A 13,738-nucleotide genomic window follows, 5' to 3' on the forward strand; every position below is an offset into this window, starting at 1 on the left:
AACAAATGTAAATATTTATTTTTACATTTGTTCAAGGTTTTTTTATGATGTCTCTTTTTCAAGCAGCTGCTGAGCGGTGAATGGGTCTGTGATCAGTGTATTAACATACCCTCCTTTTATCGCACCAAAAATACCTTCTACTTTGTGCGCTCCTCCCGCTACGAGGATGGAATAATCTTTTTGCTTAAGGTCTTCTAAATCTAACCCTAGCGTACGTTCATTTAAGCTCGGATTGCAAATGCATCCATGTTCATCGAAAAAACGTGAACAAATATCACCGACTGCGTGTGGATCTAACTGTTTTAAATCTTCTTCTGTAAAGTAACCTAGCTGAAACAACAAAGAACCTGTCTTAATAGGACCCGTTGTAAAAACCGCAATATTTGCTTTTTTACCAAGTTCCAATATTCCTTTTATATGACGGTCAGCTTCCATTGCTTGCTTTACTACCACATGATCAACAATTGCCGGAAGCGGTAAATACAGAGGAACGGTGCTATAAGCATTTCCGAATAGATGCAGAATTTCAGAGGCATACGTGTTGGTTTCAGAATGACTGACTCCACCTTTTAGTTGTACAACTTTCACATCTTTTACACGCTTTTTTTTGAGCTTCATTCCTACATGGTAAAGTGTTGTTCCCCACGTTACGCCAATAATATCCCCATCTTTTACAACTTCATCCAAGTAATCTGCTGCTGCTTCTCCTAAACCTTCCTTTACAAGGTTTCGGTCTTCATGAGGTATAGAAGCAACAATTGCTTTATTTAACTTGAACGTTTTTTCAAGCTGAGCTGACAGCTCTTCCACATCAATCGTAGAGTCAATAATTTTAATCTGTACAATACCTTCAGACTTAGCTTGCTGTAGTAAGCGTGAAACGGTTGGTCTTGATACTCCAAGTTTTTTGGCAATTTCATTTTGATTATAGTCAAGCAGATAATACATCTTTGCTGCTTCAATTACTTTCGTTAACTTGTCGCTTTCCATAAGCATCCCCTTTACGTTGGTGTAGCGTTTTCATTTTTCTATCTTACCAAACAATGAACATTTTTATAATATCACTTGAACATTTTTTCAAAAAAAAACCTCTCTTCTAATTGAAGAAAGGCTTAGCGGTTGACAGCATATACAACAAACAACACAATATTCAACATAATAAGAGCAACCCCGGCAAGGAGCCACTTTGTTCCCTGAGACTTCTTTTCTCCTTCTTGCATTTCGAAGCCTCGAATAGCAAACACAATCCCCAGTGTAAAAAATAAAAAGAATGTTTGGCGATAATCAAAAAAAGCCAAAACCAAAAAAATGGCTGTGAAAAATACCATAATCATTTCTAATGCCATATACGGCTGTTTTTTACATACTAACAGTTTCAAATAACACACCTACCCTTTATCCAAGTTCTATGACAACTTATTTTACTATTTTTTCACGAGCAGGTGTCAACGTTTGATGTACTGTTCACGTATTTGTAACAAAAGCGCTTCCTTATTAGGAAGCGCTTTTGTTATTCGTTCATATTTGGATTCATCGGATTATCAATTCCAGTTTTCTCTTGAATCTTTTTATAAATAAAGTACGTATAGATTGCAATTAAGATTGAGAACGCCCACGTCACTGCTTGACGAAAGACAATCATGTTGCCATAACCTTCAACACCGTACTTTTGAATAAGAATGTATTTTACAATCGCTAAAAACACATAGCGCCCCGCAAACAAAACAGTTAACCAGTTCATCATTTTAAAGAGATCTTGCTCAAAAAACAGTCTTTTGGAGTCCTCACGTTTATATCCCATTAGATAAGCCGTATCAACAAAGAAATACAGCCCAATTGGACGCTTCACTAAAATCGTTATCAAAGTAAAAATAGCTAGTCCAATCATAAAATAAACTTGATTAATCAGCATGGTTTCTGCATTACCTGACAATAAGTCTACGATTGTTCGCGCAAGCAATGTAATAACAAGAAACAGTCCCGTTACGTTAAATTGACGCTCTTTAATAAACGTATAAATAGTATAAAAGAATGCAGGTGCTGTCGATAACAAAATGGCGTAATAGTCACCGATAAGGTCTTTTCCCTGATTCCAGATGAGGTACGGGATTGCAATGTAAAAAAGCAAGTCAAACCATACTCGTTTTGAATTGTTCATAGCGCTCTCCTTTTTCCACTATTGTTAGTGCAATTATATGGGAAAATGATGTAGAAGGAAAGGTTATTTCATTTGCAAAAATGAAAAGCCTTCCTCGTTTTCATTTAAATCATATACGTCTTCACCTTTCATTAATAAAACGCCATGGAAAATTTGAAGATCATCATCACACGCTTCACAAAATTCTTTCTCACAGTCATTCCAAAAGGTAAACAGAGATAGCTTTTTCATATACACATGGCGATAACCCGTCTGATGTTCATGAATAAGCCTTGTATAGTGCTCAAGCGCTTCTTTTTTATGGTCGAATTCAATTGTTTCAATGATGTCTTTTTCCCAACCATCTAGAAAAAGCCACGGTTCACAGTCAGTTTTAATTTTATGGACTTTCCATTTTTCATTCATAGTACTTCGCTCCTTACTTATTCTTACAGGATGCTTACTCTTTTATTATTCAAGAAAAACACCTGCGAATCAAGTAATACGCTAAAAGCGCACCAGCTATCTTTGAACTGATGCGCTTTCACACTTGCTATGAAGCGATTCGCTTTGTATCTATTTGTTTTTTCAGCCAATCTTTACCTTCTACAATGCGTGAAACAAGCATAGAAGACACGTTATCTCCCGTTACGTTCACCATTGTAGCAGGTGGATCGACGATCATGCCTAACGCCGCCATCACCGGAAGTGCTTCAATTGGCAAGCCAAACATCGTTAAAATTAACATCTCACCAACTGCTCCTCCGCTCGGTAGACCCGCAATGACAACACCGCATAAAATAGCAACAACGATAGCTTTCACAAACGTATCGATGCCGCTGAAATCCATATCAAATAGCGTAAAGGCAAACGAAATCTTTAAGATGGCAGCCAAGCAGGACCCGTCCATATGTACGGTTGCTCCAATTGGAATGACCGTTTCTCGCACATCTTTTGGAACACCTGTTTGTCTAGCTGCCTCTAGGTTCACAGGTACGCTGGCTACGCTGCTTCCCGTTCCTAAAGCCGTAACTGCTGGCGTTAAAATATTTTTCCAAAAACGAACAATTCCTTCTTTTCCTCCTGCTAAAAAAGCATAGAACGTAAATCCAACAAAGAAGTATAAAAGAGCTACCGGATAATACACGGCTACTGCTTTTGCATACGTTCCTAATAACTCAGGACCAAATACACCAACTAAAGACGCAAAGTAAGCAAACAGCCCAATTGGTGCCACGTACATCACAAGCGTTACCATCTTCATGAACACCTGTGAACCTGATTGTAGTACTTTCACAAAAGGCTTTCCAGCTTCACCAATTAACGTTGCTGATAATCCTAACAGTACAGCAAAAACAATAAGTGCCAGCATATGTTCACGAGACAGTAAATCCACAAAGTCAGACGTTGTAAATGCTTGTACAAACTGGTCAGCAATATTAATATCTTCTACCTGACCTGGCTTTTCAATTGTAATTGGTGACGCATCAACTGATAAGAATGCCTTAACAGCAAAAAGCATTAATAAAGATGAAATAATGCCAGTCAAAATAAAAACGCCAAACATTGAGCCAATGATTTTTCCAAAGCGGTTCATATTCGCAGTGTTTGATACGGCAGCTGCAATGCTAAAAAACACGAGCGGCACAACAACCATAAACATTAAGTTTAAATACATGTCCCCCAGCGGCTTTAGCACTTCTGCTTTCTCTCCAACAAAGAACCCTACTGCTCCACCAGCAAAAATAGATGCTAGTAATATGAGCGGAAAGCGATATGGTTTTAACGCGTGCATAAACATCCTCCTTTTAATAAAACGCTCACAAAAAAAGCGCCAGCATGCGCGCTGTCACTTTTTTGATTTTACTACAGTTTTAAAATTGGTCAATCCAGCTTTAGCCCCTTTTAACAAATTGTATACTTCCGACTTTTCCAATAATTACAGAGATACGATCACAAGGAGCGCTAGAAATAATAATGCTCCTAGCACTTCATGCAAGTAGCTCTTTGACTCTTTATCAGTCAGCCACTGTTCAATTCCGCGTAAAATTGAAACCAAAATGTAGCAAACTGGTATTGGTAGTACTTGAATCCATATTGGGACCTCAGCACTTCTCTCTGACAATGTGACAACTATAAATAGATAAATAGTTAACAAGAAGAGGGTGCCTTCAATCACTTTGTATATTTTTTTCCTACCTTTAGTAAAGGGGGTTACGGGCTTTTCATGAATATTGAGCCGTTTCTTTAAATAAAACTGACTAATTAAAAAGTAAAATATAAAAAGAATAATGATACGGATTAAAACCTCAGAACCCATTCTTATTTCTCCTTTAGCAATCGATAATCTATACATATAGTATCACAATTAAAGGATTAAATGTAATTTATTGTATAAAAAACCTCTACTTTCAAAATAGAAAGTAGAGATCTCTATGTACGCTAACAAGCGATTAATCTCGCTCTCTTGCTCGTTGCGTATCTCGAATATTCTTTTGAATTGTCACAACTGCAAATAAGCTCAGCACAAATGACATACCGTAGAAGCCTTTTTCGCTTAGCGTAATACTACCTGCGTTGTATAAACCAATAACCATTAATGAAATCGATACAATAAGTGCAAACCAGCTAATTCCATAATAAATACCTGTAACTGGGATATCTTCTTCTTTGTCTCGCACAGCTTTTTGAAGAGATACTGCTGAATACAATCCAAATACTAAAACAGCAAAATAGTAGCCTTTTTCATTTAGCTCCATCGTTGCGTTGAATAACCCGACTAAGTATGCAACAACTCCGATAAGTAGCGCTCCCCAAGATGCACCTTTAAAAGCTGTCGTTGGCTCTCCTTCTTTCCGCTCTACCTTGACTTTAGGCTCATCTTGCTGTCGTTTTTCTGTAAACAATTCATGATCATTCGCCATTTGAGTGGTCGCCTCCTCTTCTCTCTTAATCTAAACAAATATGCAATTATATGTTCACTTATACCATTATATAGAAAAAAATTAAAATTAATAGGTCACTTTTTCATAAGCCTTTGTACTCAATCTAACTTAAAATCATTGTTTTGTTTCAGTAAAAAAGGAGATAGCCTTATAGGCCATCTCCTTTTCTATGTAGCACGCTCTAAGCGCTTAAATATTCTTTTTCATCCCACAGTTAACGCATTCTCGCAAAAACTTTCCTTCTCCCACGCTGCTTTTAAAATGAACGCTCGCACAGTTGTCGCAGCGACCCGCAACTTTATCAGGGAGATCTTTGTATTCATATACTTTATCCAGATCAATATTGGCATATAAATCTTCTTTTTCTTCCACCTTAAACACTCCGATTTCATTTGAGATTGCTTCTATATCATACCAACATTAATTTAAGAATAAAAGACATCTTCCTTATTTTCTATCGGTTCGATTACCTGCAACATTTACTTTTCTCTTAGCTGCCTGTTTTATTTTATATTTGTTATTTAGAACATAGTTTTTTTAGATACTTACTTGAATAACAAGCACTCATAAAAAAACCACCGCATTCGCAGTGGCTTTATCTTACGCTTCAAAATATTCTTTGTAAAAGCCACCAACTTGACCTGTGTTGTCGACTACAAAGTAAAACTCTTCCGTTTCATTTTTCACATCGTATACTTTTCCTGCTGTTAGTACGTTTTCTACCATGTACTTTTTCGCATTCGTATGTACACATTTTACTTGTTTAACGGTTGGACGATCATTCCACTCTAAATGAATCATATTTGGTCTCTCCTTTTGAACAATTGGACGCTAACTCTGCCCTTCGTTCATTTTACCCCAACTGCTTTTTTTTTCGCAACCGTTGCTTTAACAAAACGTGCCGTATGTTCAATAATTTGGTCTTTATCATAGTCCATAGACGCTACGTGATACGAATTAGGAAGCATAACTTGATGAGCACTTTTTGAACGAATATTCTCCAAAATGTAAGCTGAGTTGCTTGGTGGAACAACATGGTCCACTGTGGATGTTAAAACTAACGCTGGACACGTTACGTAAGATAAACGCTCCTTCGCTTCATCCATTAAAGATAATAGCTCGCGCATTGAACGAACGGGTACCTTGTCATACGTAATTTCATGTACGTTAGGATCTTTAATGTCGGGTTTATCCTCTTTTATATAGCGAGGTGTATGTGCATTTCTGTAGACTTCCATTGAAGGAATTGAAGCCATTGCGGGATTAATAGCAATGACACCTGACAGTTCTAAGTCTTGACTTGCGGTATGAAAGGTTAGCGTTCCACCCATTGATTGCCCTAGAATGAAAACGTGCTCGCATTTTTCTTTTAAAAAGCGATACCCTTCTACAAAATCTGCTTTCCAATTTTCATAGGTTGCCTGTTCAATATCCCGATAGTGAGTTCCATGACCCGCTAGACGAATTCCATAAACCGTATAGCCTTTAGCTGCCAAGCCTTCACCGATATATTCCATGCTTTGTGGCGTTCCCATAAATCCGTGAGAGACTAAAATGCCAACTTCATTTCCTTTATGATAAAAAGCTTCCGCTCCTTGAATAACATCATAACGTTCCATTATTCTTCACCCTTTACGCTCGAATTTTCTGACAAGATTGATTATTTACATAATACACCTATAATTCCTATAAGTCAACTAGGTTTTTAAAAAACAAAAAAAACGGCCGTTTGGCCGATTTTTTACGCAAACTGCTTCACACTGCTTTTTAAAAGGGGGAAAACTAGCTCTGCAAATGTGTAAGCTTCCTCTAGGTGAGGATAGCCAGATAAAATGAACGTATCAATTCCGATCTCTTCATACTCCTTTAATCGCTCTGCTACTATTTCAGGACTTCCAACAATGGCAGTTCCTGCCCCTTCACGCGCTAAGCTGATGCCTGCCCACAAGTTAGGTGAAATTTCTAAAGATGAGCGATCTTTTGCCCCTTTATGCAAGCTTGACTGCGTCTTTTGCGCAGTGGAATCAAATTTAGCAAATTTATCTTGAAACGCTTTAATTACGTTATCATCTACGTGCTTAATTAAGTTATCTGCTGCAGCCCATGCTTCCTCTTCCTCCTCACGTACGATGACGTGTAAACGAATGCCAAAGCGAAGTTCTCTTCCCTCTAATGCTGCTCGCTCTTTCATCTCTTCAATTTTCTTTTTAATAACTGCAGGCGGCTCTCCCCATAGTAAATATACGTCCGTATGACGCGCTCCAACTTCTTTACCAGCAGGAGACGACCCGCCAAAATAAAGAGGTGGATACGGTTTTTGCACGGGCAACGTAGGAATATACGCCCCGGTTACGTCGATATGCTTTCCTTTTAAATCAACGCTTTCTCCTTGCATGACCTTGCGCCACACCGTTAAAAATTCTTCTGTCACTTCGTAGCGCTCATCATGACTTAAATAGTTACCAAACGTAGCTTGTTCAACTGGATCTCCACCTGTAACGATGTTTAGCATAAGGCGTCCGTTGGAAATCTGATCAAACGTCGAAGCCATGCGCGCTGATATTGTGGGAGACATCACCCCAGGGCGAAGAGCAATTAAAAATTTCAGACGCTGTGTAACTGATGCTAGAGCTGATGCTAAAACCCAAGAGTCTTCACAGTTTGAACCTGTTGGTAACAGCGCTCCATCATAACCTAAATAATCTAATGCACCTGCAATTTGTTTTAAATAGTGAATATCACTTTTTCTTTCCCCAATTTGTGTACCTAAATAATGTCCATCTCCCGCTGTTGGAAAAAACCATAATATATCCATAACTATTCCTCCCCAATTGTCTTAAATTATGTAAAGAAAGGCACGTGCTTTTAAAACACGTGCCTTCAGTTCGTCTGATCAGCGAAGTTCATTAACTTTATGATAAAACTTATTATCCCTATTAGTCAAGTAGGTTTTTTATTTTTTCACAGAATTGTTAAAAAACGTTTACTTCATTAGAGTATGCTTCTAATGTTTCATAGTCATATACAATGACGGATGCAGCCTGCTTTCCTACATAGCGCAGGTGCCAAGGTTCATATTTGTAGCCTGTTATATGTTCTCTTCCTTCAGGGTAGCGGACAATAAAGCCATATTCATAGGCGTGTTCCTTCAACCAGTTTGCCTCCGGCGTTCCTCCAAAACAGTCAGATGCCGCACACGTTCCATCTCCTCCTGTTACGTCAATCGCTAAGCCTGTCTCATGTTCACTCGTTCCAGGAAGCGCGCTGTACGTGAGCGCTTTTTCTTCTCCATCAAGCTTAGAATAATAGGCAAACAGAGCTTTTTGACGTTCATGAGACCGATAAGCTGATACGCCAAGCAGATAAATCCCGTTTTTCTTCGCTTCCTGAAACATTTCTTCGAGCGCTTCTGCAGCAGGTTGTCGCAGCATGCGTTTTTCAATTCGGTCGCTAAACATAAACGGAACATTCGGATATACTAAATCCGCTGGCTTATAAGTGTTAGGAAGCTGATGGTGTTTATTGACTAAAGCAGTGAGCGATTCGGGTTCTGCAACAACAACTGGGCTTTTTACAGCTGGTTCAGATTCACCGTTTTGAGCTTGTCCACTGTTTCGGCCCACATCTTCTTTTACTACACTTTTGCTTTGTTCATTCGGTTTATCTACTTCCTTTACTTTTTCTTTATCAACTGCTTGTATAGAATCATCCTGTATTTGTTCTGTGGAGGTCTCTTGTGAACAGCCACCTATAATCATCGCTAGCGCGAGAGAAAATGTTATGAGTGTATTTTTCATGTTGTTAGCTCCTTTCAACTACAGCTTCTATTTCAAAGCTTATAGAAAAAGAGTACACAACCTTTATTTCAAAACTATATAGACTTGTTTCGAAATTGTAAACAATCATAGTAAAGAAAAAAAACTGCCGAAGCAGTCTACTCTAATGAAATAACATAGGTATGAACTTGGTTATCTTGGACAGTTGATGCAGCTAATTGTTTCCCAGATGGACTCCAACTTAGTTGGTCAGCAGCATACTCTAGAGGGACATTTAAATGCGTTACGTCTCCTGTTATGCTATCTGCAACAAAAATCCCTTTCATTCCTCCATCTTCAGCAATGTAATTGTAAGCCAATTTTGAACCATCAGGAGACCAGCTAACACCAAAAATTTGAGTTGAATCCGCTAATTGAAAAGCTTCCGTTCCTTTTAAATCCGTTATGGATAACGTTTTAGTGCGTTCATTTCTTTGCTGTACGAGTGCAAGCTGCTTTCCGTTAGGAGAGGGTATGACAGATACAGCATCACTTTGAACTTTTTCAGCACTGCTTTGAGACTGAGGAACAAAATACAATTGGTTGTATACAGCGATATAATAAAAACCTTTTTGCCCTTTCATAATATCTACAGCTCGCTCTTTTGTAGGTAGTAACGTTTCACTATTATCTTTACTATTCACTTGTACTACCTTTCCTTCTGCCGTAACAAGACCAACCTCAGAAGAATTTAACCAATCTCCTCTTGACCCTGGATACAAAAGTTGATGAGTTAATTTCTTTGTCTTTTTACTCTTTATGTCTAGCACATAACCAAAAGAATCAACGCCTTCATCCACTTTATAAAATAACTGCTTATTATCAGGAGAAAGTTTGGCGGAATGCTGAACTTGATTGTTTGGCAACAAAGGTTGGAAGTGGTTATTTTTCAAATGATAAATCCCTAGGTTTTGTGCATATACTTCGTTTGTTCCAAAACCTTCGGCACGTATTTCTTTGTTTTCTTTAGTAACTATTAGCTTCCTGTCAGTTAAAAACTGAAATGCTCGAACACCCTTAAGACGCTGAATACTTTTAACTTTTAGCTCGTCCTTTGCATCTGCTTGATCTACAATTGTAATGTTATCGTTTGGTTTGTTCGTGCCTTCTTCGCTTCCGCAAGCAGAAAGAATCAAGATACTAATAGTAAGACACATCGTTCGTTTATACCGTTTCAATAACGGCTCACTCCTTTTACTTGCTTTCTTCATTGAGCTTTCGTGGGAACGTCACTCTAAAAAGCGTCCATTCCGTATCAGAACGGCGTAGCTCAACATACCCTTGCTGTTTTTCAGTCAGCTTTTTGACTAGAGCTAACCCAAGACCTGTTCCTCCCGATATACGTGATCGGTCTTTGTTCACCGTAAAAAATGGCTGGAACAATTTTTCTCTCGCATCCATTGGAATACCCGCTCCTGTATTTGCCACATCAATCGCTACATGCTCATTATCCTGATGAGATGTAACGACAATTTCACCACCCGCTTCATTATATTTAATAGCATTATCAATTAAGTTCATAAAGATGTGAAATAAGCTTTCACGGTCTGCAAAAACAACGGCTTTATGGACATTCACCTTAAGCTTCAAATTGAATTTTATCGCTTTTCCCTGCATCCTCTTGCACACGTCTGCCACAACTTCATCTAACTGTAGATGTTGTGGCATCTGTTCAAAGTCATATCTTTCAAGTTCCGCAAGCCTTAATATTTTGTCTACCATTTCATGAAGGCGACCTGTTTCTTTTCGAATATTTTCAACTCCGTCTTCTAAAAGTTGAGGATCATCTCGATACATATCCAACAAATCAACATACGCTTTAATAGAAGTAAGCGGAGTTTTAAATTCATGGCTAATATTTCCAATAAATTGTTTTTGCTGCTGCTCAAGCGCTTGTAGTTTTACAACGGCGAGCTCAAGCTTTCTTTTCTCTTCGTTTAATTCAGCTATGCTGCGTTGAATAGCAGTACTCATCACATATAATCCGCTACTCAGCTCTCCTAGTTCATCTCTTCCCTGAAAAGGAGGTGAATTCAAAAAAGTGCCGTTTTGCAACTGGAAAGAAGCGTTCTTCAACGTTGTTACTCGATTTGCTATTCGATAAAAATACAAATATCCAATGAGAATGGCAGCTCCTGCAGATGCTATTCCTCCTATTAAGAAGAGCCGTTTAATTTCTGCTAAAAACTCCTGATTATCGGCCAGCGAATAATCAAATCGAATGGCTCCTATTTGCTGATTTTCAATAGAAAGAGGAGCCACATAAAAAAGTGAAGACCCTTTCGTTTCATAAGCGACTTGTCCTTTTAGCGCGTAGGTTAACGTATCAGCAATCTCTACATCACGCTGACCGATGGGGAGTGAACTTCCTTCTTCCATGCCTTTTTGATTATAAATCACTGTTTGAAGGCCACTCTGGAGAGCAATTGATGAGGCTAGGCGCTGAGCTTTTTGTTGCAAAAAAGACTCAATACTGACGGAATTATCCTCAGTAAGATAGCTTTGACGAATGGACTGCTTTGCAACTTCACTTTTTTGAAGAAGCTCTTCCTCTACTCTATTTCGCTGATTATTTTCAATTCCTTTTAACACCAGTACACTGAGCGCTGCTACCGTTAAAATAATGAGAAGAGCTAGCACTACACTGATTTTAAATTTGATGCTCATTTTCATTCTTCAATCCCTGCTGTTGCCTTATAGCCCACTCCATACACGGTTTGAAGCAAGTAAGGTTCTGCTTCTCCCACTTTTTTTCGCAGGCGCTGCATATGAATATCAACTGTGCGCGTGCCTCCCATATAGTCCATACCCCAAACAAGGTCCAGTAAGTCTTCCCGCGTATACACCCGCTCTAGGTTTGAAAGTAACAGAGCCATTAAATCAAATTCTTTAGGCGTCAGCTTGACTAATTCACCGGCGACGTACATGGTTCTCTGTATAAGGTTTAGCTTCACTTTTCCGATTAGGATGTCACCTTTTGATTTCGTTTCCGCTCTTTTTTCTAGTCGTCGTAAAAGTGCTTTTGCTCTGGCTACTAGTTCTCGGATATCAAAAGGCTTTGTCATGTAATCATCCGCTCCCAGCTCTAAACCAAGCACTTTATCTACAATGTCATTTTTAACTGTTAACAAAATAATGCCAAGACCTTGACGATTTTCAAGCTTACGGCATACTTCATATCCAGTAAGTCTTGGCATCATGACGTCTAATATCATCACATCAGGTTTAAAAGCGGCGGCTTTTTCAAGCGCTTCTTCACCATCAGCAGCCGTTTCAACTACATAGCCTTCTCGCTTAAACGCATATGATATGGCCGTTGCGATACTTCTTTCGTCGTCTACCACTAAAATTTTCTTATCCAACTGATCACATACTTTCGTTTCAGGTTTTTACTAATCTTATCAAATAGTCTTCCTCAAGAATATATCGAACTTGTTTCAAAAATGTAAACAAGAGACAAAAAAACACCTCTTATTATTAAGGTGGTGTTGGTAAGGATGCTCTTATTCAAAAGAAACGCCAGCACTCATCTAAGAGTACTGGCGTTTTTTATTAACCTTCTAATAATAATGTTTCTGGATCTTCTAACAGCTCTTTCACTGTTACTAAGAAACCAACGGCTTCTTTTCCATCAACAATGCGGTGATCATAAGATAAAGCAATATACATCATTGGACGATTTTCAATACGATCTTCGTCAATTGCAATCGGACGAGTTTGTATTTTGTGCATTCCTAAAATCCCTACTTGTGGACCATTTAAGATTGGTGTTGACATTAATGATCCGAATACTCCACCGTTTGTAATTGTAAATGTTCCTCCTTGTAAGTCACCGAGCGCTAGCTTATTGTCGCGCGCTTTTTTACCAAGCTCAAGGATACTTCCTTCAATACCTGCAAACGTTTTGCGGTCTGCGTCACGAACAACTGGTACAACAAGTCCATCCGGTGCAGATACGGCAATACCGATATCATAGAACTTTTTAATAACAAGCTCATTGCCCTGAATTTCAGCATTTAATAATGGATACTTTTTCAGAGCTGCTACAACGGCTTTTGTAAAGAATGACATAAAGCCAAGTTTTACATCATGCTGTTCAAAGAATTTGTCTTTACGACGCTTACGAAGTTCCATAACAGCCGTCATATCAACTTCATTAAATGTTGTTAACATCGCAGCCGTCTGCTGTACTTCAACTAAGCGATTTGCAATCGTTTGGCGACGACGTGACATGCGTACACGTTCAACTGGTTTATCACTGTTCTCACTTACTGCTGGAGAAGGTACCGGTTTAGATTGACGAGCACTTTGAGCTTTTGCGTCAGCTTTTTGCTCTGCTGTTTTTTGGCTAGCAAACGAATCGATATCGTGCTTACGAACGCGCCCTAACGGATCCGCAGTTGGCACTTCATCAAGCTTGATGCCTCGCTCTCTTGCAGCTTTACGCGCAGCTGGAGATGCAATTAACCACTGCTTTTGTGGAACCTCTTCCTTTGCTTCTGCCGCAGGTGCTACCTCTTGTTTTGCTTCTTTTTGTTGAACAGGCTCTTCCACTTTTACTTCTTCCTTCACTTCTGCTTTTGGCGCTGGCGCTTGGCCATCAGCTGCTAAGCGAGCTATTGTTTCCCCTACCTGAACGGTATCGCCTTCACCTGCTAGAAGCTCCGTTAGTACACCTGAATCTTCCGCTGTAATCTCAACGTTTACTTTGTCAGTTTCTAATTCAACAATATAGTCGCCTTTTTCAACAAAGTCTCCTACCTGCTTAAGCCACTGTGCTACTGTTCCCTCTGAAATTGATTCTGCTAGTTCCGGTACTTTAATTTCTCCCATTGTTCATT

The 13,738-nt window shown here is 38.9% G+C and carries 16 protein-coding genes; all 16 read right to left on the reverse strand.

Features of this window, described 5'->3' with window-relative positions; translation table 11 throughout:
- Positions 1–42: 42 nt before the first annotated feature.
- The gene (locus EPL02_RS12125; protein WP_165932563.1) at positions 43–990 is read right to left on the reverse strand and encodes a DNA-binding transcriptional repressor DeoR; all 948 of its coding nucleotides are present in this window, start codon (positions 988–990) and stop codon (positions 43–45) included.
- 122 nt (positions 991–1,112) lie between these two features.
- Positions 1,113–1,379 carry a hypothetical protein gene (locus tag EPL02_RS12130; RefSeq protein ID WP_247600266.1) on the reverse strand — a complete coding sequence of 89 codons (267 nt, stop codon included), beginning with the start codon at positions 1,377–1,379 and terminating at the stop codon, positions 1,113–1,115.
- Between the two features lie 131 nt (positions 1,380–1,510).
- Positions 1,511–2,158 (reverse strand): VC0807 family protein, encoded by a 648-nt coding sequence (locus EPL02_RS12135; RefSeq protein WP_131887850.1) that lies wholly within the window; start codon positions 2,156–2,158, stop codon positions 1,511–1,513.
- 63 nt (positions 2,159–2,221) lie between these two features.
- A complete protein-coding gene (locus tag EPL02_RS12140) occupies positions 2,222–2,563 on the reverse strand; it encodes a DUF1033 family protein (protein ID WP_094910339.1) in 342 nt (113 codons plus the stop codon).
- A gap of 127 nt (positions 2,564–2,690) precedes the next feature.
- Complete coding sequence (locus tag EPL02_RS12145; RefSeq protein ID WP_094910340.1) at positions 2,691–3,932, reverse strand: dicarboxylate/amino acid:cation symporter; 1,242 nt, start codon at positions 3,930–3,932, stop codon at positions 2,691–2,693.
- Positions 3,933–4,076: 144 nt separating this feature from the next.
- Complete coding sequence (locus EPL02_RS12150; protein ID WP_165932564.1) at positions 4,077–4,457, reverse strand: DUF4181 domain-containing protein; 381 nt, start codon at positions 4,455–4,457, stop codon at positions 4,077–4,079.
- Between the two features lie 133 nt (positions 4,458–4,590).
- Positions 4,591–5,061, reverse strand: coding sequence for an inner membrane protein YiaA (gene yiaA, locus EPL02_RS12155; protein ID WP_094910342.1), 471 nt, complete (start codon positions 5,059–5,061; stop codon positions 4,591–4,593).
- A 210-nt stretch (positions 5,062–5,271) separates the two neighbouring features.
- The gene (locus EPL02_RS12160; protein WP_094910343.1) at positions 5,272–5,454 is read right to left on the reverse strand and encodes a DUF8096 family protein; all 183 of its coding nucleotides are present in this window, start codon (positions 5,452–5,454) and stop codon (positions 5,272–5,274) included.
- 228 nt (positions 5,455–5,682) lie between these two features.
- The gene (locus EPL02_RS12165; RefSeq protein WP_094910344.1) at positions 5,683–5,883 is read right to left on the reverse strand and encodes a DUF6501 family protein; all 201 of its coding nucleotides are present in this window, start codon (positions 5,881–5,883) and stop codon (positions 5,683–5,685) included.
- A 47-nt stretch (positions 5,884–5,930) separates the two neighbouring features.
- Positions 5,931–6,701 carry an alpha/beta hydrolase gene (locus EPL02_RS12170; RefSeq protein WP_094910345.1) on the reverse strand — a complete coding sequence of 257 codons (771 nt, stop codon included), beginning with the start codon at positions 6,699–6,701 and terminating at the stop codon, positions 5,931–5,933.
- 122 nt (positions 6,702–6,823) lie between these two features.
- Positions 6,824–7,897, reverse strand: a complete 1,074-nt coding sequence (gene ssuD, locus EPL02_RS12175) for an FMNH2-dependent alkanesulfonate monooxygenase (RefSeq protein WP_094910346.1) — start codon at positions 7,895–7,897, stop codon at positions 6,824–6,826.
- A gap of 157 nt (positions 7,898–8,054) precedes the next feature.
- Positions 8,055–8,879 carry a M15 family metallopeptidase gene (locus tag EPL02_RS12180; protein WP_131887851.1) on the reverse strand — a complete coding sequence of 275 codons (825 nt, stop codon included), beginning with the start codon at positions 8,877–8,879 and terminating at the stop codon, positions 8,055–8,057.
- 137 nt (positions 8,880–9,016) lie between these two features.
- Positions 9,017–10,075, reverse strand: a complete 1,059-nt coding sequence (locus EPL02_RS12185; RefSeq protein WP_131887852.1) for a TolB family protein — start codon at positions 10,073–10,075, stop codon at positions 9,017–9,019.
- Between the two features lie 16 nt (positions 10,076–10,091).
- The gene (locus EPL02_RS12190; RefSeq protein WP_131887853.1) at positions 10,092–11,570 is read right to left on the reverse strand and encodes a sensor histidine kinase; all 1,479 of its coding nucleotides are present in this window, start codon (positions 11,568–11,570) and stop codon (positions 10,092–10,094) included.
- Positions 11,567–12,259, reverse strand: a complete 693-nt coding sequence (locus tag EPL02_RS12195; RefSeq protein WP_094910350.1) for a response regulator transcription factor — start codon at positions 12,257–12,259, stop codon at positions 11,567–11,569. The genes EPL02_RS12190 and EPL02_RS12195 overlap by 4 nt, the downstream gene beginning before the upstream one ends.
- Positions 12,260–12,449: 190 nt before the next feature.
- Positions 12,450–13,730 carry a 2-oxoglutarate dehydrogenase complex dihydrolipoyllysine-residue succinyltransferase gene (gene odhB / locus EPL02_RS12200; RefSeq protein ID WP_094910351.1) on the reverse strand — a complete coding sequence of 427 codons (1,281 nt, stop codon included), beginning with the start codon at positions 13,728–13,730 and terminating at the stop codon, positions 12,450–12,452.
- Positions 13,731–13,738: the final 8 nt, after the last annotated feature.

Source organism: Bacillus sp. CBEL-1 (genome assembly GCF_004348885.1).
GTDB classification, from domain to species: domain Bacteria; phylum Bacillota; class Bacilli; order Bacillales; family Bacillaceae_H; genus Priestia; species Priestia aryabhattai_A.